This is a genomic window from Leucobacter sp. wl10 (assembly GCF_003569785.1).
Taxonomy (GTDB): domain Bacteria; phylum Actinomycetota; class Actinomycetes; order Actinomycetales; family Microbacteriaceae; genus Leucobacter.
Genome location: NZ_KZ983996.1, coordinates 1 through 19,506, shown reverse-complemented (window position 1 = coordinate 19,506; position 19,506 = coordinate 1). Strand labels below are relative to the sequence as shown.

At 69.2% G+C, this 19,506-nt stretch carries 18 protein-coding genes and 1 pseudogene; 14 read left to right on the top strand and 5 right to left on the bottom strand.

Translation table 11 applies throughout. The annotated features are described in order from the left end of the window. Window positions 1–90: 90 nt before the first annotated feature. Complete coding sequence (locus tag D1J51_RS10370) at window positions 91–345, bottom strand: hypothetical protein (protein WP_119075126.1); 255 nt, start codon at window positions 343–345, stop codon at window positions 91–93. Between the two features lie 158 nt (window positions 346–503). On the opposite strand from D1J51_RS10370, the pseudogene D1J51_RS18640 reads away from it, so the two are divergent. Both D1J51_RS18640 and D1J51_RS10360 read left to right on the top strand, forming a co-directional pair. Then, a pseudogene (locus D1J51_RS18640) lies at window positions 504–722 on the top strand (MFS transporter); the annotation flags it as partial. Between the two features lie 25 nt (window positions 723–747). Further along, complete coding sequence (locus D1J51_RS10360) at window positions 748–1,464, top strand: MFS transporter (RefSeq protein WP_162903764.1); 717 nt, start codon at window positions 748–750, stop codon at window positions 1,462–1,464. Between the two features lie 12 nt (window positions 1,465–1,476). Here D1J51_RS10360 and D1J51_RS10355 read toward each other — a convergent pair whose 3' ends face one another. After that, window positions 1,477–2,505 (bottom strand): LacI family DNA-binding transcriptional regulator, encoded by a 1,029-nt coding sequence (locus D1J51_RS10355; protein ID WP_240423147.1) that lies wholly within the window; start codon window positions 2,503–2,505, stop codon window positions 1,477–1,479. Between the two features lie 193 nt (window positions 2,506–2,698). On the opposite strand from D1J51_RS10355, the gene D1J51_RS10350 reads away from it, so the two are divergent. The 6 genes from D1J51_RS10350 (at window position 2,699) to D1J51_RS10325 (ending at window position 9,114) form a co-directional block, all read left to right on the top strand. Beyond that, window positions 2,699–4,354: an ABC transporter substrate-binding protein gene (locus D1J51_RS10350; RefSeq protein WP_240423145.1), complete on the top strand. Its 1,656-nt coding sequence runs from the start codon at window positions 2,699–2,701 to the stop codon at window positions 4,352–4,354. Window positions 4,355–4,383: 29 nt separating this feature from the next. Beyond that, window positions 4,384–5,334 (top strand): ABC transporter permease, encoded by a 951-nt coding sequence (locus D1J51_RS10345; protein WP_119075123.1) that lies wholly within the window; start codon window positions 4,384–4,386, stop codon window positions 5,332–5,334. Beyond that, complete coding sequence (locus tag D1J51_RS10340) at window positions 5,331–6,266, top strand: ABC transporter permease (RefSeq protein WP_119075122.1); 936 nt, start codon at window positions 5,331–5,333, stop codon at window positions 6,264–6,266. The genes D1J51_RS10345 and D1J51_RS10340 overlap by 4 nt, the downstream gene beginning before the upstream one ends. Next, a complete protein-coding gene (locus D1J51_RS10335) occupies window positions 6,266–7,111 on the top strand; it encodes an ABC transporter ATP-binding protein (RefSeq protein WP_119075121.1) in 846 nt (281 codons plus the stop codon). The genes D1J51_RS10340 and D1J51_RS10335 overlap by 1 nt, the downstream gene beginning before the upstream one ends. After that, a complete protein-coding gene (locus tag D1J51_RS10330; protein ID WP_119075120.1) occupies window positions 7,108–7,938 on the top strand; it encodes an ABC transporter ATP-binding protein in 831 nt (276 codons plus the stop codon). The genes D1J51_RS10335 and D1J51_RS10330 overlap by 4 nt, the downstream gene beginning before the upstream one ends. A 102-nt stretch (window positions 7,939–8,040) precedes the next feature. After that, window positions 8,041–9,114 (top strand): C45 family autoproteolytic acyltransferase/hydolase, encoded by a 1,074-nt coding sequence (locus D1J51_RS10325; RefSeq protein ID WP_119075119.1) that lies wholly within the window; start codon window positions 8,041–8,043, stop codon window positions 9,112–9,114. A 154-nt stretch (window positions 9,115–9,268) separates the two neighbouring features. Here the strand turns inward: D1J51_RS10325 and D1J51_RS10320 are convergent, their stop codons facing one another. The 3 genes from D1J51_RS10320 to D1J51_RS10310 all read right to left on the bottom strand — a co-directional run bounded on the left by D1J51_RS10320 (window position 9,269) and on the right by D1J51_RS10310 (window position 11,883). Then, on the bottom strand, window positions 9,269–10,393 hold the full coding sequence (locus D1J51_RS10320) for an LLM class flavin-dependent oxidoreductase (protein ID WP_119075118.1): 1,125 nt from the start codon (window positions 10,391–10,393) through the stop codon (window positions 9,269–9,271). A 91-nt stretch (window positions 10,394–10,484) separates the two neighbouring features. Beyond that, complete coding sequence (locus tag D1J51_RS10315; protein WP_119075117.1) at window positions 10,485–10,850, bottom strand: DUF2568 domain-containing protein; 366 nt, start codon at window positions 10,848–10,850, stop codon at window positions 10,485–10,487. A 73-nt stretch (window positions 10,851–10,923) separates the two neighbouring features. Continuing rightward, window positions 10,924–11,883, bottom strand: a complete 960-nt coding sequence (locus D1J51_RS10310) for an NADP-dependent oxidoreductase (protein WP_119075116.1) — start codon at window positions 11,881–11,883, stop codon at window positions 10,924–10,926. A 299-nt stretch (window positions 11,884–12,182) separates the two neighbouring features. On the opposite strand from D1J51_RS10310, the gene D1J51_RS10305 reads away from it, so the two are divergent. The 6 genes from D1J51_RS10305 to D1J51_RS10280 are packed head-to-tail and all read left to right on the top strand — an operon-like array spanning window position 12,183 to window position 19,473. Continuing rightward, window positions 12,183–14,168 (top strand): glycoside hydrolase family 127 protein, encoded by a 1,986-nt coding sequence (locus tag D1J51_RS10305; protein WP_162903763.1) that lies wholly within the window; start codon window positions 12,183–12,185, stop codon window positions 14,166–14,168. Continuing rightward, window positions 14,165–15,856, top strand: a complete 1,692-nt coding sequence (locus tag D1J51_RS10300) for an ABC transporter substrate-binding protein (protein ID WP_119075114.1) — start codon at window positions 14,165–14,167, stop codon at window positions 15,854–15,856. Before D1J51_RS10305 ends, D1J51_RS10300 begins: the two co-directional genes overlap by 4 nt. A gap of 5 nt (window positions 15,857–15,861) precedes the next feature. Next, entirely contained in the window at window positions 15,862–16,836 is a 975-nt protein-coding gene (locus D1J51_RS10295) for an ABC transporter permease (protein WP_119075113.1), read from the top strand. Further along, window positions 16,833–17,831, top strand: coding sequence for an ABC transporter permease (locus D1J51_RS10290; protein ID WP_119075112.1), 999 nt, complete (start codon window positions 16,833–16,835; stop codon window positions 17,829–17,831). Before D1J51_RS10295 ends, D1J51_RS10290 begins: the two co-directional genes overlap by 4 nt. Then, entirely contained in the window at window positions 17,828–18,712 is an 885-nt protein-coding gene (locus D1J51_RS10285) for an ABC transporter ATP-binding protein (protein WP_119075111.1), read from the top strand. Before D1J51_RS10290 ends, D1J51_RS10285 begins: the two co-directional genes overlap by 4 nt. After that, on the top strand, window positions 18,709–19,473 hold the full coding sequence (locus D1J51_RS10280; RefSeq protein WP_119075110.1) for an ATP-binding cassette domain-containing protein: 765 nt from the start codon (window positions 18,709–18,711) through the stop codon (window positions 19,471–19,473). The genes D1J51_RS10285 and D1J51_RS10280 overlap by 4 nt, the downstream gene beginning before the upstream one ends. Window positions 19,474–19,506: the final 33 nt, after the last annotated feature.

The window sequence follows — 19,506 nt, the reverse complement described above, 5'->3', positions numbered from 1 at the left end:
GCAAAACGCGGGGACCGGTGCTTCGGCGCCGGTCCCCGCGTCGTCTCCGGCGGCTCTCACGGGCTGCGGGCCCGCGGGCGCTGCGGTCTCTCAGCCCGCCGCCTCCCGCGTAGCCCCGACGACCGACTTCGGGGTCTGCCGCACGGGCGCGAGCCGCGTGACCTCGCCGAGCGCGGCATAGCTGGGGCCGCCGATCCGCGCGATCGGATCGAGCAGCCGGGCGTCGACCTTGCCGTCCTGGATGACCCGGTCGTCGATGTGGAAGGCGACGATCTCGCCGACTACGAACTCCGCTCCCGTGCCATCGTAGGGCGTGGCGCTGTGGAAGCGGCACTCGAGCGCCACGGGGGATCCACCAGCCTCGGGACGGCGACGCGAGCCGACGGAGCCGACGCGAGCCCGAGCATCTCCGCCTCGCTGACGTGCGACTCGTACTCGATCGCGCTGGTGTGCGCGTGCAAGCGAAGTCGATCGGCGTCGCGCTGCTCGACTGGACGATCGACATGTTCAATCTCATGGTCATCCTGCTCGTGCGCCCGCTCGGCGCGCTCATGCTCGGCTCGGTCGCCGACCGGCGAGGACGCCGCCTGTCGATGATGATCGGCGTGCTCGGCGCAGGGATCGCGACCTCGCTCATGGGGGTGCTGCCGGGGGTCGCGGTGCTCGGGATCTTCGCCCCGGCGCTCTTCATCGCGCTGCGTATCGTGCAGGGGCTCTTCGTGGGCGGGATCGCCGCGTCGACGGATCGTGCTGCGACGGGTGCAGGAGTCGCCCCTCTGGACGGCTCGGAACCGGGTGATCGCGGCCGGAGCGAAACCCGCGCCGCGCCCCCGAGGCGGATCCCCCGCGCGCGTCATCTTCGCGAAGCGGTGGCGGGGCCTCGTGCTCTTCGGTTCAGCGATCGTCTTCACCGCCTCCGCGCCGTACTACCTCACGACCGGGATTCTGCCCACGGTGTTCAAGACCTCCTTCGACCTCCCTCAGAACCAGGCCAGCCTGTTCGTCATCATCAACGTCATCGGATCCGCCGTCATCGCGGTGCTCTGCGGGCACCTGAGCCAGCACGTCGGGCGCAGGCCGGTGTTCGTGTGGGCGGGGGCGGGCTGCCTGATCCTCATCCCCGGCCTGTACTGGCTCATGCAGGCCGCGTTCGCCGACGCGCCCGCACTGATCCTCGTCTGCAGCGCCGTCATGGTGGTGCTCTCGGGGGCGGTCAGCGCGCCGCTCATCATCTTCCTGAACGAGACGTTCCCCACCGAGATCCGCTCGACCGCGACCGCGTTCGCGTGGAACATCGGCTACGGGCTGAGCGGCCTCATGCCGACCGTCGTCACGGCGATCAGCGCGCGGACCGGAAACCTCGTGAACGTGATCGTCGTCTCGGCGATCGTGATCGGCCTGGCGCTTCTGGCGCTGCTGTTCGGGGCGAAGGAGACGCGGGGGCGGATGGACGCGGAAGGGTAGCCGCGCGACGTCTCAGGCCCGCGTCGTCGATTCGCGGATGTCGAGCGTCGCCGCGGGAACTGCGATGGGCGTATCGATCGGACGACCCTCCGCGAGCCTCACCGCGACCTCGACCGCGAGCTGCGCGCTCTCCTCGGGGTGCAGGTCGAGCGTGGTCACGGTGGGGCTCGAGGTGCGGTTCTGCATGGCGCCGGATCCCGCGGCGACCAGCAGGTCCTCGGGCACGCGGATGCCGCGCCGGATCGCCGCCTCTGCGACGCCCGCCGCGTGGCGGCCGGTGAGGCAGAAGACGGCGTCCGGATGCTCGCTCGGATCGCCGCCGAAGAAGTGGTCGATCACCGCGTCGCCGACGCGCTCGCCGGCCGCCTCGGGTAGCGCGAGCACGAGTGGTCGCTGACCGCGGGCCTCGCTCCACGAGGTGAGGCTCCGCTTGGAGCCCAGGTTCCAGTCGTTGCGGTCGGTGCCGGTGACGAGGGCGATGCGCTGCGCTCCCGCCTCGGCGAGGTGCGAGATCATCAGCAGGGTCTGCTGGTCGGCGCCCTCGTCGATCGCGGGGAACTCGCCGCGGCGCGCGGGATCGGCGCCCAGCGTGACGAAGGGGATGCGCTGCTCGGAGAGCAGCGTGAGCACGGGATCGTTCTCGAACGGCTCGGTGACGATGTAGGCATCGGCGGCGAGCGCGCTGAAGGGCACCCCCGGCCGGGTGGGGTCGTCGATGAGCATCATGCTGTAGCCGTGCTCCATCGCGCTGAGGGAGGCGGCGCCCGCGACGCGCAGGAAGTAGTCGACGCCCTCGGGCAGGAACGTGTCGAGGCTGTGGAAGGGCCGGATCACGAGCGCGAGCAGGCCCAGGCGAGACTTCTGCAGGCCGCGCGCGATGGCGCTGGGCCGGTAGCCCACCTCGGTCGCGACGCGCTCGATGCGCTCGACGGTTTCGCGCCGCACGACACCCTTTCCGTTGAGGGCGTGCGAGACGGTGGTGGGTGAGACGCCGGCCGCCCTGGCCACGTCCTTGATCGTCGGTCTGCCGCTCTGCTGCACCTCGTCAGGATAGCCCTTCGGTGCTGATGCGCAGCGCCGGAAACGGGCGTCGGTGCCCGATTCCGTTATCGAAGCTTTATATCCAAAACGTTTTGTGCAAATCGTTTTGGGTGCTAGCATCCTCCGTGGGTCTTCGTCCAGCGCAGCGCCGGACCAGGGGGATTCAACGACGAAACTTCGAATGGAGAACAACGTGAAACTCGGAAAGACACGGGCAACGATCGCCCTGCTTGCCATCACGGGTCTGGTGCTCGCCGGCTGTGCATCCGGTAGCCGCGGCGGCGGCGAACAGGGAGCGGGCGGCGACGCGCTCGAACTGCTGCAGACCACGCCGGCGGCCAAGGGCGAGGCCGACAAGGTCACCTGGAACTCGACCTACGGCGAGCTCGCGAGCCTCGACCCGGCCAAGGCCTTCAACTACTCCGAGAACACGATCGTCTCGAACCTCTGCGAGCCGCTCTTCCAGATGCAGCCCGACTTCTCCGTGCAGCCGAATCTCGCGACGGGCGCCGAGACCGAGGACGGCCTCACGTGGAAGATCGGGATCCGCGACGACGTCACCTTCTGGGACGGCACGCCCATGACCGTCGAGGACGTCGTCTACTCGCTGAAGCGCCACGGCGATCCCGCCGAGGCCAGCTACTGGACCGGCGGCGTCACCGCCAACATCGCCGACGTGGTGAAGAGCGGCGACTCGGAGGTCACCGTCACACTGAAGAGCCCGGATCAGATCCTCCCCTCGTCGCTGTCGACCATCCTCGGCGTCGTCGTGCAGGAGAAGCAGCGCAAGCAGGCCGGCGAGAACTACGGCAACCCCGACACGGGCGTGATGTGCACCGGACCGTTCCAGTTCACCCCCGGCAACTGGAAGCAGGGACAGTCGATCACCCTCGATCGCTACGACGGCTACTGGAACGCCCAGAAGGCGGCGAAGGCGAAGCAGATCGAGATCGGTTTCGTGGTCGATCCGACGGCCATCGCCAACAGCCTCTCCACGGGTGAGATCCAGGGCTCCTACGACGTGCCGCTGCCCGCGCTCGGTCAGCTCTCCGGCAGCGCGAGCGGGTCGCTCTACTACGGCGAGGGCATGCAGATCATGGCCATCATCTCGACGGGCAACGGCATCTTCGGCGATCCCGCCGTGCGCCGGGCTCTCACGCGCGCCACGGACCGCGCCGCCATCGCCGAGACCGTGTACGAGGGCACCGGCACCCCGTCGCGCTCGATCGTGCCGCAGGCGCCCTGGGACGCGGTGCCCGGCGTCGCCAAGCTGCGCGACGAGAAGCTGCCCGACCTGAGCTACGACGTCAAGGCGGCGAAGGCCGAGCTCGAGCAGGCCGACGTGGATCTCTCGCAGCCCATCAAGATCGCGTACCCGAGCGAGCGCAGCTTCTACGCCGACATCCTCAACGAGATGGCGAACGGAGCGAAGGAGCTCGGCATCACGCTCGAGCCGACCGGCGTGCCGAGCGCGCAGTTCGGCGCGTTCTTCTCCGATCCCGAGGCCCGCAAGGGATACGACGGCTTCGTCACCACCAACTATCTGAGCGCTCCCGATCCGCTGCTGCACCTCATCAGCGTGGCCAAGACCGGCAGCGACCAGAACTACTCGGGCTTCTCCGACCCCCGGGTCGACGCCGCGCTCGACGCGGCCCTCGCCGAGAGCGACCCGCAGAAGCGTGCCGAGCTGACCGTCGAAGCCGAGGCGCTCATCATGGAGCAGCAGCCCTGGGTGCCGATCAACGACCTCGCCGTGCGCATGTACATGGACAAGGCCGTCACCGGCGCACCCGCATCGTTCGTGTACCTCTACTACCCCTGGGCCGCCGACCTCGGCTCGGCCGAGTAGGCGCCGACTCCCGCGGGAAGGGATCGTCCATGACCTACGTGTTCAAGCGACTCGGCGCACTCGTCGCCGTGCTCGTCGTGTCCAGCTTCATCGTGTTCTCGGGGATGTACCTCGCTCCGGGAAGCCCCGAGCAGTTCCTGGTGCAGGGGCGCACGGTGAGCCCCGAGGTGCTCACGTCGATTCGGGCGCAGTACGGACTGGACGATCCCTTCCTCATCCGCTACTGGAACTGGTTGCTGGAGGTGCTGCAGGGCGACCTCGGCCGCTCGCTGCTCACCCAGCAGGACGTCTCCACCCTCGTGGCGACCCGCCTGCCCACCACCCTGTTCCTCGCGGCCTTCGCCGCGATCCTCATCATCGTCTTCGGCGTGGGACTCGGCGTGCTCGCCGCCACCCGCTCGGGCGCCTTCGAGAAGCTCGTGGTCTTCGGCTCCAACCTCGGCTTCGCCGTGCCCACCTTCTTCGCGGCGCTCGTGCTGATGTTCGTGTTCGGCTCCAATCTCGGCTGGTTCCCGGTCTCGGGATCCGGCGAGGGCTTCGCCGGAAGGCTCTGGCACCTCACCCTCCCGGCCTTGGCGCTCGCCTTCCCCGGCATCGCCGTGGTCGCCCGCATCACCCGCACCGCGGTCCGGGAGGAGCAGGGATCGGAGCACGTGGTCATGGCGATCGCCCGCGGCGTGCCCAGGCAGTTCGTGCTGTGGCGCCACACGATCCGCAACTCGATGCTGCCGGTCACCACCGTGCTCGGCACCCAGATCGCGGGGCTGCTCGCGAGCGCGTTCGTGATCGAGTACGCCTTCACCCTCGACGGCATCGGCTCGCTGCTCGTGAACTCGGTGCAGAAGAAGGACTTCGCGGTGGTGCAGGCCATCGCCCTCATCATGGTGCTGGCCTTCGGTCTCATCAACCTCATCGTCGACCTGCTGTACGCGGTGATCGACCCGCGCGTGCGGCTGAGCAAAGGAGCGTCGGCACGATGAAGCAGCAGAAGCTCAAGCGGGACCCCGGCGCGAAGACGAGCGCCCGGGATACGGTGGCCGTGCAGTTGCTGCGCAAGCACCGCGGCGACGTGCCGATCTCGGGCTGGCGCCTCTTCGCGAGGCGCCTGGGCCCGGTCGGCCTGGTCAGCCTCGGCATCATCGCGCTGGTGGTGCTCATGGCGATCCTCGCCCCCCTCATCGCCCCCTACGATCCCTACGAGGGAAGCGTCACCGCCCGGCACGAGGCGTGGAGCCTCGCACACCTCATGGGCACCGACCAGTCCGGTCGCGACATCCTCTCGCGCATCATCTGGGGCGCCCGCACCAGCCTCATCGGCCCCACGATCGTGATCCTCGTCACCGCCCTCCTCGCCACAACGCTCGCGCTCACCGCCGTGTGGTTCGGCGGGAGGGTCGACGCGGTTATCGGGCGCGTGCTCGACATCCTCTTCGCGTTCCCCAACATGCTGCTCGCCATCCTCGCCGTGGCGATCTTCGGACCATCCCTGCTCACGGCGTCGATCGCGCTCGCGATCGGCTTCACGCCCTACTCGGCGCGCGTCATCCGTTCGGTCGCGCTGCGCGAGCGCAACCTGCCCTACGTCGCCTCGGCGCAGCTGCAGGGCATCTCCGGGTTGCTCATCACGGTGCGCCACATCCTGCCGAACGTGCGCACCCAGATCCTCACCGGCATGACGATCAACTTCGGCTACGCCATGATCGAACTCGCCGCACTCTCGTTCCTCGGCCTCGGTGTGCAGCCGCCCGCCCCCGACTGGGGCCTCATGGTCTCGAACGGTCAGGCGTCGCTGCAGCAGGGCTACTGGGAGCAGAGCATCTTCGCGGGCCTCGCCATAGTCGTCACCGTCGCCGCCTTCGGGTACGTCGGAGAGCAGCTCGGCGGCCGCCGGGCATCGGGAAGGACACGCTGATGCTGAAGATCGAAGGACTGGTGCTGGCGGTCGTCGACCCCGATACCGGCCAGGAAACGGAGATCCTGCACGGCAACTCCTTCTCGCTGGCGCAGGGAGAGGCACTCGGCCTCGTCGGCGAGTCCGGATCGGGCAAGTCGATGACCCTGCGCTGCGTGCTGGGGATCGAGCCCGCCGGCGCCCGGGTCGAGGGGTCCATCGAACTCGACGGCACCGAACTCCTCGCCTCCTCGGGCGAGACGCTGCGCAGGATCCGCGCGAACGACCTCGCGCTCATCGCGCAGAACCCGCACGGCGCGCTCAACCCCGTGCTGCCGGTGAGGCGGTTCCTGGTCGAGGGCATGAGCGACGCCCGCTCGACGGGCAGGGCCGAGGCCGAGGCGAGGGCCGCGGACCTGCTGCGCCAGGTCGGCATCGCCGACACCGAGCGCGTGCTCGCCTCGTACCCGCACCAGCTCTCGGGCGGCATGCTGCAGCGCGTCGTGATCGCGGGCGCGATCTCCGGCGAGCCGAAGCTGCTCCTGGCCGACGAGCCGACCACCGCCCTCGACGTGACCACGCAGGCGGAAGTCGTCGCGATCCTCGACGAGAAGCGCCGCGAGCACGGCCTCTCGATGATCTTCGTGACCCACGACCTCGACCTCGCGGCCGCCGTCTGCGATCGGCTGGCCGTGATGAGGGACGGCGAGATCCTCGAGATCGGAACTCCGGAGGAGATCCGGGATCACGCCAAGACCGAGTACACCCGCAAGCTCATGGCTGCGCGGCCGCTGCTCTACCCAGCTGGACACGAGCAGCCGCCGGCTGCCGCGCTGACGACCGAGGAAAGGCGGGCGGAGTCATGAGCCGGACATCGATCATCGAGGTCGAGCACCTCTCGCGCACCTTCCACCTCGGCCGCAAGGCGAGCGTCGCCGCACTCGACGACGTCTCCTGCGAGCTGCGCGAGGGCACCTGCCTCGCGGTGGTCGGCGAGTCGGGGTCGGGCAAGTCGACCCTCGCCCGCGTAGTCGTCGGGCTCGAGCGCGCCGACTCGGGCTCCGTGCGGATCGCGGGAACCGAGGTGAAGCCGACCACCGCCCGGAGGCAACTGCGCGAGCGCGCCAAGCTGGTGCAGATGGTGTTCCAGGATCCCGAGGGATCCCTCAACCGTTCGCTGCCCGTGGCCGCCACCATCGACGAGATGCTGCGCGCGCACCGCCCCGACCTCGACAAGCGCGGCCGGCGCGATCGCGTGCTCGAACTGTTCGACGAGGTCGGGCTCACCGAGCGGCACGCGGATGCCAAGCCCGCAGCGCTCTCGGGCGGCCAGAAGCAGCGCGTCGCGATCGCGCGGGCGCTCGCCGCCGAGCCGAAGATCATCGTGCTCGACGAGGCCGTCTCGGCGCTCGACGTATCGGTGCAGGCCCAGGTGCTCGAGCTTCTGAAGCGGCTGCGCGCCGAGCACGGGCTGTCGTACCTGTTCATCACGCACGACCTCTCCGTGGTGCGCGACATCGCCGACGACGTGGTGGTCATGCGCTCCGGGCGCATCGTCGAGCGCGGCACGGTCGACGAGGTGCTCGACGCGCCGCGAGAGCCGTACACGCAGCTGCTCATCGCCTCGGCCCCGAGGCCGAGATGGAAGCCGCAGCGCGGCCTGCGCGATGCGCTCATGGGCGCCGACGCGTGAGCCGATACCCGCTGAGCCCCGGGACGCCGGCCGACCCCGGGGCGGCGGATCGCTGCCGCGATCCCGAACCTCTCCCCGCCCCCACCACCCAGAAGGACCGACATGACAGATAAGACCGAACGCCTGCACCTCGAGGTCACCGGAGCGACGCCTCGTGAGCTCGGCCTGAGCCGGGGCGGCGCGCTGCGCGGCACCCTCGCCGGCGCCTACGCGAAGTACGCCGAACTGTTTCGAGTGCTGGGGGTGGGCGAGGAGCGCGAGCGCGAGGGCGTGGAGCGGGTCATCGCGGCGCTCGCCGGGTGGCGGCCCGCCCTGCTCGAGGAACTCGGAGGGGTGGCCGAGGGCGCCGGGGTGGAGCTCTCGCAGGTGGTCGCGCTCAACGCGCGCACCGAGATCATCGCGCTCGGCGGACTCGCGTCGAGCGAGTGCTCGACGCTGACCGCGCGCACCGGCGGGCACCGCTACGGCGCGCAGACCTGGGACTGGCACATCGAGCTCGACGCCTTCTGGCACACCCACACCGTGATGGGGCCCGGATTGCGGTACGCGGGGCTGACCGAGCAGGGCATCCTGTCGAAGATCGGCGTCAACGAGGCGGGCCTCGCCCTGCACTTCAACATCCTCGGGCACCGCGACGACGGCCCCTTCGGCGTGCCGATGCACCTGCTCTCGAGCGTGGTGCTGTCGGAGTGCCGCGCCGTCGACGAGGCCGTCGAGCTGATCCGCTCGGCGCCGATCGCATCGTCATCGGCGTTCACCATGCTCGACTCGCGGCGCGCGGTTTCGGTGGAGATGAGCCCCGCGGGCGTCTTCGTGATCGACGAGGCCGACGGCTCGGTGCAGCGCACCAACCACTTCCAGCACGAGGCGCCGCTCGCCGCGCAGAAGACCGAGGTCTACGAGCCCGACTCGTCGGCCCGACTCGAACTGCTGCGCGCGCGTCTTTCGGGCGGGCTGCCCGACTCGGCGACGGCGATGGTGCGGGTGCTGCTCACAGAGGAGGGCGAGCCGCCGCTCACCTGCCGCGCCGACATGTCCAAGGGGTACGGCGAGCGCTGGGAGACCCTGGCGACCATCCTCACCGATCCCGACGCGCGCACCATCCGTATCTTCGACGGCATGCCGTCGTCGGCTATCGAGGCGGGCGCCTGGCGGGTGCTCACGGCCGCCGGTTGAGCGGGCTCGCCGGTCGAGCGGGCTCGAAACCACCCGCTCCGACGAACTCGAAAGAGGGATTTCCCGGCTGAATCCGCGAAATCAGCCGGGAAAACCCACTTTCGGCGAGCGCAAACGCCGAGGTGCTCGCCGGCGAGAGGATCCCGAACCGCCGCTACTCCGCCAGCAGCTCCCGCACCCTCGGCATCACCTCGGTCGCGTAGAGCTCGATGCTCGCGCAGAGCAGTTCGTGCGGCATCGTGCCGTTGGCATACTTGAGATCGAAGCGGTCGGCGTCCAGGGTGCGCACGGTCGAGGCGATCCGCTGCGCCACGGTCTCGGGCGACCCGACGTACAGCGATCCCGAATCAGCCTCGCGCTCGAACTCGGCCCGCGTGGTGCGAGGCCAGCCGCGTTCGGCGCCGATGCGGTTGCGGTTGGCCTCGAAGTGCGGCCACAGCTGCTCCCGCGCCTCCGCGTCCGTCGAGGCGACGTGCCCGGGGGAGTGCACGCCGAGCGGCATCGGTTCCCGCCCCAGCTCGTCCTGCGCCTGCCGGTAGAGCTGCGCGAACGGGGCGAAGCGCGCGGGCTGGCCGCCGATGATGGCCAGCATCATCGGGATCCCGAACTGCACCGTGCGCAGCACGGACTGCGGGCTGCCGCCCACGCCGATCCACGCGCGCACACCGCCCGGCCGCTCGGTCTTGGGAAACACCTCCTGCTCCACGAGCGAGGCGCGATGCCGCCCCGACCAGGTGACGGGGCCCTCGTCGCGCAGCTTCGCGAAGAGGTCGAGCTTCTCGGAGAAGAGCGTGTCGTAGTCCTCGAGCCGGTAGCCGAAGAGCGGGAACGACTCGGTGAAGGATCCGCGGCCCAGGATCGCCTCGGCCCGCCCCGAGCTCACCGCGTCGAGGGTGGCGAAGCGTTCGTACACGCGCACCGGGTCGTCGCTCGACAGAACGGTGACGCCGGTGCCGAGCAGGATCCGCTCGGTGCGGCCCGCGATGGCGGCGAGCGCGATCTCGGGGCTGCTGAGCGCGAAGTCGTCGCGGTGGTGCTCGCCGAGGGTGATCGCGTCGACGCCCAGGCCGTCGGCGAGCACCGCCTGCTCGACCACGTCGCGAATCACCCGGGCGTGCGAGGCGGGCTCGCCGTTGTCCGTGCGCGTGACGTCGCCGAAGGTGTCGAGGCCGAGGACGAGCTGCTCGGGGGTGGCGCCCGCGACGGTGCGCAGCGGTTCGCTGCGCGGCGCGGGGGCGTGAGTTCGAGCTCGAGCGGGTGCGGGATCGCGTTCGGTCATGGGCCCCTCAACCGCGCGGGCGCGGACGGTATTCCGAGACCGCCCGGTGCGAGCGCGTCGTCGTCGTCGGCCGCAGGGAGGCCGATGCGCCTCAGCGCGCGCGGTTCGACGCCAGGAACCCGACGACCCCGCCGGCGACGCCGAACAGGGCCGGCCACGGCCAGAACACGCCGAACGCGAGAAGCGCCCCCACCGCGGCGGCGAACAGCAGCAATTCGAAGAGCGCCTGCGCGAAGCGGTCGACGTGCAGCACCGGCCTCGGCGAGAGGAACAGCGCCCACAGCAGCACCGAGAGCACCAGGAGGCCGAGCCCCGTGAACGCGCCGGGGAACGGCAGCGGCCACGCGAGAAAGCCCCACACGGTCACCGTGACGACGGCGACGAGGTGGAAGAGGCCGCGCGCGGACTGCAGGGCCGCGTCGACGAGGGCGGGGCGGGTCTCCGGGGCGCTGGTCACCGCACCATTCTACCGGGGCCGCGCAGCCGCCCCCTCCGCACCGCTCGCGCCTGGGCCGGGCCGGGCAGCCGGGTCAGCTCGTGAGCGACCGGCGCTGCTCTTCGGTGAGCGGCGCAGCTTCGAGGCGCAGCAGCACCTTGCCCGCCGGATGCGCCTCCCGGAGAAAGCGGTAGGCCTCCCGCACCTCTTCGAGCGCGAAGACGCGGGCCACGGGCAGGTGCAGGTGCCCGTAGGCGATCGCCTGCGCGAGCCAGTCGAGATCCTCCGGCCGCGCGTTCGCCGTGCCGTCGACGCGCACCCCGCGGTCCTCGGCCACCTGCGGGCCGGCCCCGATGGCGTTGATCCGGTCCGCGGGCACGTCGAGGCTCAGCAGCAGCTCGACCTCGGCCTGGTCCTGGGTCGAGTACGCCGCATGGAGGCCTTCCGGGGCGGCGTCGCGCAGGCGCTGCTCGAGCCCCTCCCCGTAGGCCAAGGGTTCGATGCCCAGGCTGCGCAGCAGTGCGTGGTTGGCCTCGCTCGCCCCACCGATGACGCGGGCTCCGAGGTTCAGCGCGAGCTGCGCGGCGATGATGCCGACCCCGCCCGAGGCCCCCGAGATGTAGACGGTCTCGCCCTGGGCCGGAGCGATCGCCCGGATGCCGGCGATGGCTGTGCGCCCGGCGATGTTGAGGCCGCCCGCGGCGTCGATGCCGAGTCCGCGCGGCACCCGGTGCAGTCTCCGAGCCGGTCTGCCGACGACGATGTGCTCGGCCTGCGCTCCTGCGATGTGCCCTCCGAACACGAGATCCCCGGGTGAGAACCCCTCTACGCCATCGCCGACCTGATCGACGACGCCGGAGAAATCGGCACCGTTGCCGGCGGTGCCCTCGACGGGGCCGAACGCCCCGCTGAGGATCTTCCAGTCGACCGGGTTGAGGCCGGCGTAGAGGACGCGCACGCGCACCTCTCCCGGCCCGGCCTCGGGCGTTTCGCCCTCGGAGACCCTCAGTCGGTCGAGGCCGCCGTTCTCGCTGTACTGGACGATTCTGCTCATGATGTGCTCCTTCTGATCGGGATCTCGTCCGGGGCGCGTGTGCGGCGCTCAGAGCGGCGCACGCGCATGAAGTGCAACAGCGCGATGCGGGGTGCTTGTTCCATCGGGCGGCGTCGAGGCCGACATAAACCGCAATGCGCGCTCCCTCCCTCGTGCGGCCCTGGGCAGCGACGGATATCCATACGACTTGCGATCCGAAGATGTTACCGGTAACATATCCAGGACGCGCCGATGAGGACGTCGGAGAGTCCACAGCGCGGTACGACGACGAACGATTGCTGCAAGGAAGGGGCCGATCAATGCTCGCGTCAGCACCCCCCACCGCGGCACCGGCCGCGCGTATCACCGGCGAGTTCGGGCGCGCTCTCGGCGCGCACGCAGTGCATCTGCGCCGCGGGATCGCGAGTCCGGGTCAGCTCGGCCGTTGGCAGGAGCGGAACGCTGCGGCGACTATCCCGCACGCGATCGACCAGCTGCGCTCGAGGGGGATGATCCAGAACTTCGCGCGTCTCGCCCAGCCTGAGCCTCAGCCGGCCTTCTCCGGCGGATTCCCGTTCGTCGACACCGATTTGTATAAGACGCTCGAGGGGGTCGTCACGGAACTCGGCGCCCGCGCCTCCGACGACGCCGAGGCGACGGCGCGATTGCGCAGGTTCGTCGACGAGGCGATCGAGGCCATCTGCGGCGCGCAGCGGCCCGACGGCTACGTAGGAACCTATCTCTCGGGCGCCGACGCCCCGCACGAGCAGTGGAGCGCACCAGCCACGGACCACGAGCTCTACAACCTCGGGCACCTCATTCAGGCGGCGCTCGCGACGCGCCGGCACCTGGGCGACGTCCGGTTGCTCGTCTGCGCGGTGCGCTTCGCTGATCTCGTGCTGCGCCGGTTCGGGCCGGGCGGCGACGAGCGGTACACCGACGGACACCCCGGCGTGGAGATGGCGCTCGTCGAGCTGGCGCGGGAGACCGGGCGCACCGAGTTCGTAGACCTCGCCGCGAGCCTGATCGAACGCCGCGGCCATGGGTACTTCGCCGGCGCCGCGTTCCCGCCCGACTACTTCCAGGATCACGCCCCGTTCCACGAGCTGGAGACCCCCGTAGGGCACGCCGTGAGGCTGTGCTATCTCGCCGCCGGGGCGACGGACGTCGCCATCGAGCGAAACGACCGGGCCGTGATCACACGCCTTCACCGGCTGTGGGACGCGATGGTGGCCACAAAGTCGTACATCACCGGCGGGGTGGGCTCGCGGCACTCCGGAGAGGACTTCGGCGACGCCTACGAGCTGCCCTCCGATCGCGCGTACTCCGAGACCTGCGCCGCGATCGGCGCGATGCAGTGGGGCTGGCGGCTGCTGCTCGCGACCGGCGACGCCCGGATCGCCGACCAGATCGATCGCATCCTCTACAACGCCTTCGCCGTCGGAGTCTCCGAGTGCGGCACGCGCTTCTTCTACGACAACCCGCTGCAGCGCCGCGACGATCATGGCCGTCCGGCTGGGGAGCGCGGGGGAGAGTCGCTGCGCCGGGAGTGGTTTGCGTGCGCGTGCTGCCCGCCCAATGTGGTGCGCTGGATGGCTCAGCTGCAGGACCTGGTCGCCTGCGCGACCGACACTGCGCTGACGGTCGTCGCGCACACCACCGCGCGCATCGCCTCGGAGCCGCTCGACGTGCTCGTCGAGAGCGGCGCGCCGTGGCGGGGGGATCTGCTGATCACGGTCGAGCGCGCCCGCGCCGGAGAGGCGCTCCTGAGGATCCGGGTGCCGGAGTGGGTGCGCGGAGCAGCGCTCACCCTCAACGGCTCGTCCGTGAGGCTCGACGAGGAGAACGGGTGGGTGACGCTGCGCCATAGGTTCGATGCCGGCGACGTCATCTTGCTCGAGTGGCGACCCGAGGCACAGCTCTACGGTGCGCACCCCGCGATGGACGCCGCCGCCGGGCGCGCGGCTATCGTGCGCGGCCCGGTGGTCTACTGCATCGAGCAGTGCGATCTCGATGCGCTCGCGTCGCCCGTCCGGGTCGACGACTTCGTCGTCACGGGAATCTCATCGCACCCGGAGGCCGCCCCGGATCGGGTGCTGCGCGCGACGGGTCATGCCGCTCCCGCGGCACACGGGGAACCGTACCTGCCCCTCGAGCTCCTCCGGGTGCATCGCGGGGAGGACTTCGATGTTTCGGTGGTTCCATACTTCCGCTGGGCGAACCGGTCTCCGGGCGCCATGCGGGTATGGATGCGCCGCGAGACGCTCTCGCTCGGGGAGCGCACAGAGAGAGGAAACAAGCAATGAAGCGGAAAACGATCGGAGCGGTCGCCACGGCGGCGGTCGCGATGATGCTCTTCACCTCCTGTTCCGGCGGCGGTGGCGGCGGTTCGGAGGGTGCGGGTACGAACGGCAGTCCCTCGAGAGGCGGAACCGTGTACATGCTTCAGGGCGACGACTTCTCGTACCTCGATCCCGCGCGCGGGTTCGACGGTGGCGTGAACGCGTTCTACCGGCTGATCTACCGCGGGCTGACGGCGCAGGCGCCGGGCGACGCCGCCGACCCCAACGCCATCGTCCCGGATCTCGCCGAGAGCCTCGGCAAGGTCTCGGAAGATGGGCTCACCTGGACCTACACGCTGAAGAAGGGACTGAAATTCGACAACGGAGATCCCATCACCTCGAAGGAGATGGCGTTCGGCATATCGCGCGCCTGGGATCCCGAGATCGGCATCGGGTCTCCGTGGCTCAAGCAGACGGTGGCGGCGCCGGCAGATTACGCAGGCCCCTACCGGAGCGGTGAGCATCCCGGGATCCAGACGCCCGACGAGCGCACGATCGTTTTCCGACTCTCCAAGCCCTTCCCCGAATTCGACAACGTGCTCGCGCAGGCCAACGCGGTTCCGTTCCCGGTCGGCAGCGGTGCGGGCAACGAGTTCATCTCCGATGTCATCGCCTCCGGCCCGTACACACTCGACGAGTACACGCCGGGCAGCTCGATCAAACTCGTGCGCAACGAGAACTGGGATCCCAAGACCGATGATTTGCGCAAGGCCTATCCGGATGCGTGGGAGTTCGTCATCGGCCTGGATCCGGCGACGATCGACGAGCGTATGATCGCGGGCCAGGGGAACGACGCGAACGCCATCGCCGGCGTGGTGCAGGCCGCAACGCTTCCGCGCCTGCAGAACCCGAAGGTCGCCGATCGCATGCTCACCTCGCCCGCCTTCTGCACGACCTACATGTCCATGAACACGACCAAGGCGCCGTTCGACAAGGCCGAGGTGCGCCAGGCGGTCAACTGGGCGATCGACCGGTCGGCAGTCGTCAATGCGTCGGGCGGCACGACGCTGGCCGACCCCGCGACCACCATCATCCCGCCGGCCGTCTCGGGCTACCAGCAATACGACCTGTATCCGAGCGAGGGCAATGCGGGGGATCGCGAGGAGGCCAAGGCGCTTCTCGACAAGGCGGGCCTCGGTGACGGCTTCAGCTTCGTGCTCGACATCCGCTCGCAGCCGAAGATGCAGGCGCAGGCAGAGGCGATCCAGCAGTCGCTGTCTCAGCTGGGCGTCGACGTGAAGCTCAACGTCATCGACGTCGCAACGTACTACGAGACCATCGGCACGCCATCCCAGCAGAACGACGCCGCGATCACCGGCTGGTGCCCCGACTGGGCCTCGAGCGCGAGCACCTTCATCCCGCCGCTCTTCGACGGTCGCCTCATCACCGAGAAGGGCAATTCGAACCTCGCACAGATCAACGACGATGCGATCAACGCCCGCATCGACGAGATCAGTGCGATCGAGAACCTCGACGAGGCGAACACCGCATGGGGCGAGCTCGACGAGCAGATCATGGGGCTCGCTCCCATCGCCCCCCTCGCGTTCGAGAAGGGCGTCTTCCTGCCTGGAGAGAACATCGCCGGCTACTCCCCGAGCACGAACATGACGGATCTCGCCATCATCGGACTGAAAGACCCTTCGCGAGGCTGACGCAGATGACCATCTCCCCGACCAATCTGGAGGTCGAAGACTTGGCGGGCGGTGATTCGCAGCTGCTTCCGGCTGCGGATGCACCGCCCGTCAAGAGCCGCCGATTCCTCCACGCATTCGTGCGCGACTGGGCCGCGATGCTCTCGAGCGCCTACATCGTGCTGATCGTGATCGTCGCGATCGCGGCACCGCTGCTCGTCAAGCTCAGCGGCTGGAGTCCCTACGCCTTCGACCAGAGCGCCATCGACCCAGCCCTCGGCGGGGTCCCGGTAGGAGCGTTGGGCGGCATCAGCGCAGAGCACTGGTTCGGCGTCGAGCCGGGCAGCGGGCGCGACATCTTCGCACGAATCATCTACGGCGCGCGCGTCTCGATGACGATCGCGATCTCCGCGACGCTGCTGACGAGTTTTCTCGGCGTGGTCTTCGGCCTGCTCGCGGGCTACTTCGGCGGCAGAGTCGATGCGATCATCTCTCGGGTGATGGAGTTCCTGATGGCGTTCCCCGCGCTCATCTTCATGATCGCCGTGCTCTCGGCGCTGCCGGCGGACAACCGCCAGCTGCTGCTGGTGGTCGTCATCTCGGTGTTCGGGTGGCCGTATCTCGCGCGTATCGTGCGCGGGCAGACGATGTCGCTCAAGCAGCGGGAGTTCGTCGAGGCCGCGCGCTCCTCGGGCGCCAACAGCGCGCAGATCATCTTCAAGGAGATTCTGCCCAACCTCACGTCGACGATCATCGTGATGACGACGCTGGCGGTGCCCGGCTACATCGGCACCGAGGCCGGCCTCTCCTTCCTCGGGGTGGGCGTCGTCCCTCCCACGCCCTCGTGGGGCCAGATGATCGCGAGTTCCGTGGTCTGGTACGCGGTCGACCCGCTCTACTTCATCATTCCCGGGCTCTTCCTCTTCCTGCTCGTGCTCTCGTTCACGGTGCTGGGTGACCGGGTGAAGCGCCTCGTCGAATCCGGGGAGGGGCGCGCATGACCCGCTTCTTCGTCAACCGTTTCCTCGGCATGATCATCGTGCTGCTGCTCGTGAGCCTCTTCACGTTCGTCGTGTTCTTCGTGCTCTCGCCGGATCCGGCGGTGCAGGTGTGCGGCAAGAACTGCACGCCGGAGCGCATCGATCAGATCCGCGCCAATCTCGGACTGGATCTGCCGTTCTGGACGCAGTTCGGCACTTTCCTCAGCGGACTCTTCGTCGGCCGCAGCTACGGCGAGGGCAGCGGGCTCGTCCAGTGCGCTGCCCCCTGCCTCGGATACTCCTTCCAGACGAGCCAGTCCGTGACCGACATGATCATGCAGCGCCTGCCCGTCTCGGCGACCGTCGCCATCGGTGCCGCGGTGCTCTGGTTGAGCGCCGGTCTGGTCGGCGGCGTCATCAGCGCCGTGCGCGAGGGAAGGTTCGCCGATCGCTTCGTGGCGGGGCTCACGCTGACCGGCATGTCGATTCCCAACTACGTGCTCGCGCTCGTCATGCAGTTCGTGCTCGTCGTGACCCTCGGCTGGCTGCCCTTCCCGCAAGCCGTCCGCTTCGGAGAGGATCCGGTGCAGTGGTTTTTGAACTTCCTGATGCCGTGGATCGTGCTGGCCGTGGGCAACGCCGCCGTCTACACGCGACTGACCCGGGCGAACGTGATCGACACGCTGCAGGAGAACTATGTGCGCACGGCCCGCGCCAAGGGGCTGAATCCGGGCCTCGTCTGGCGCCGGCACGCGCTGCGACCCGCCCTCACTCCCATCGTGACGATCTTCGGCATGGACTTCGCCGGTCTGCTCGGCGGTGCGCTCATCACCGAGACCGTGTTCGGATTGAACGGCGTGGGCAAGCTCGCAGCCGATTCCATCACCAAGAACGACCAGCCCGTGATCATGGGAGTGACGCTGCTCGCGGCGTTCTTCGTCGTGGTCGGCAATATGGTCGTCGATCTGCTCTACACGGCGATCGATCCCAGAGTGCGATTGAAGGCGACCCGATGACCACGAGAACAGAGCCCGGCGCGCCGGCTGTCGGCGACGATCTGCTGCGGGTGCGCGACCTGACCATCGGCTTCGCGGGTCCGTCGGGAACGAACGAGGTGGTGCAGCACCTCGATTTCGACCTTCCGCGCGGGGGCGCGCTTGGTATCGTCGGCGAATCCGGATCGGGCAAGTCGATGACGAGCCTCGCCATCATGGACCTGCTGCCTCCGGGCGCTCGGCGATCCGGGTCGATCGTGTTCCAGGGGGCCGAAATCACCGATCTTCGAGAGCCGCAGATGCGGGCGGTGCGCGGCGACCGCATCGCCATGATCTTCCAGGACCCGCTCTCGTCGCTCAACCCCTACTACACCGTGGGCATGCAGATCGAGGAGGCCTACCGCTCGCACCGCGCGGGTGTCACGCGAAAGGCGGCGCGCAAAGTCGCGATCGAGGCGATGGAGTGCGTGCACATCGCCGACGCGGCGCGCAGGGTCGATCACTACCCGCACGAGTTCTCTGGTGGCATGCGGCAGCGCGTGATGATCGCGATGGCGCTCAGCATGGAGCCGGAGCTGATCATCGCCGATGAGCCGACGACCGCGCTCGACGTCACGGTGCAGGCCCAGATCCTGGATCTGCTCACCGAGATCCGGCAGGACACCGGCGCCGGGCTGATCCTCATCACCCACGATCTCGCCGTGGTGAGCGAGGTCGCCGACGAGATCGTCGTGATGCGCGGCGGCCGGCTCGTCGAGCGCGGGCCGGCCGAGCGCATCTTCACCGACCCGCGGGAGGAATACACGCGTCTGCTGCTCGACGCGGTGCCCCGCATCGACGACGAGATCGGGCAGCTCCGCACGGCCACCGTTCCCGTGCAGATTCCGGAGGACCTCCAATGACCTCTACCGCGCGAACGCTGCTGCGGGCCGAGCACCTGGTCAAGGAGTTCGCCGTCTCGGGTACGGGCGGGCTCTTCGCCAAGGCTGATCGATTCCGCGCCGTCGACGACGTGTCGCTCGACGTGTACTCGGGCGAGACGCTGGCGCTCGTCGGGGAATCCGGATCCGGCAAATCGACGACCGCGCGCCTCGTCGCCCGCCTGATGCCGCTCACCTCGGGATCGATCTCGTTCGACGGCCGAGACGTCGCCGACATCTCGGGGCGCGAGCTCCACGCGTTCCGCAGCGAGGTGCAGGTCATCTTCCAGGATCCCTACTCGTCCCTGAACCCGCGGCACACCGTCGAGCGGTTGGTGACGGCCCCGCTCGTGTACCAAAGGCGCGCGATCCCCGGCGGAGTTCGCGCATTCACGCGCGAACTCATGGAGCGCGTCGGTTTGAACCCCGATCACTCGACGCGCTACCCGTGGCAGTTCTCGGGCGGTCAGGCACAGCGTATCGGGATCGCGCGAGCGCTCGCGGTGCGGCCGAGGCTCGTGATCGCCGACGAGGCGGTGTCTGCGCTCGACGTCTCGGTGCAGGCGCAGGTGATCAACCTGCTCAAGCGTCTCCAACGTGAAGAGGGGTTCAGCTACCTGTTCATCGCCCACGACCTCGCCGTGGTGCGTCAGATCGCCGATCGCGTCGCCGTGATGCACACTGGCCGGATCGTGGAGACCGGCGAACGAGACGCGATCTTCGATGCGCCCAAGGACCCCTAGGCGGATTCAATTGGTTGTCGCAACACCCTGATG

What these genes read in the sequence shown, in the direction of transcription:
- D1J51_RS10285 (WP_119075111.1), top strand. Translation starts at nt 17,828, where the DNA reads ATGACCACGAGAACAGAGCCCGGCGCGCCGGCTGTCGGCGACGATCTG.
- D1J51_RS10320 (WP_119075118.1), bottom strand. Translation starts at nt 10,393, where the DNA reads ATGACCGAACGCGATCCCGCACCCGCTCGAGCTCGAACTCACGCCCCC.
- D1J51_RS10295 (WP_119075113.1), top strand. Translation starts at nt 15,862, where the DNA reads ATGACCATCTCCCCGACCAATCTGGAGGTCGAAGACTTGGCGGGCGGT.
- D1J51_RS10330 (WP_119075120.1), top strand. Translation starts at nt 7,108, where the DNA reads ATGAGCCGGACATCGATCATCGAGGTCGAGCACCTCTCGCGCACCTTC.
- D1J51_RS10300 (WP_119075114.1), top strand. Translation starts at nt 14,165, where the DNA reads ATGAAGCGGAAAACGATCGGAGCGGTCGCCACGGCGGCGGTCGCGATG.
- D1J51_RS10325 (WP_119075119.1), top strand. Translation starts at nt 8,041, where the DNA reads ATGACAGATAAGACCGAACGCCTGCACCTCGAGGTCACCGGAGCGACG.
- D1J51_RS10345 (WP_119075123.1), top strand. Translation starts at nt 4,384, where the DNA reads ATGACCTACGTGTTCAAGCGACTCGGCGCACTCGTCGCCGTGCTCGTC.
- D1J51_RS10305 (WP_162903763.1), top strand. Translation starts at nt 12,183, where the DNA reads ATGCTCGCGTCAGCACCCCCCACCGCGGCACCGGCCGCGCGTATCACC.
- D1J51_RS10280 (WP_119075110.1), top strand. Translation starts at nt 18,709, where the DNA reads ATGACCTCTACCGCGCGAACGCTGCTGCGGGCCGAGCACCTGGTCAAG.
- D1J51_RS10335 (WP_119075121.1), top strand. Translation starts at nt 6,266, where the DNA reads ATGCTGAAGATCGAAGGACTGGTGCTGGCGGTCGTCGACCCCGATACC.
- D1J51_RS10340 (WP_119075122.1), top strand. Translation starts at nt 5,331, where the DNA reads ATGAAGCAGCAGAAGCTCAAGCGGGACCCCGGCGCGAAGACGAGCGCC.
- D1J51_RS10290 (WP_119075112.1), top strand. Translation starts at nt 16,833, where the DNA reads ATGACCCGCTTCTTCGTCAACCGTTTCCTCGGCATGATCATCGTGCTG.
- D1J51_RS10310 (WP_119075116.1), bottom strand. Translation starts at nt 11,883, where the DNA reads ATGAGCAGAATCGTCCAGTACAGCGAGAACGGCGGCCTCGACCGACTG.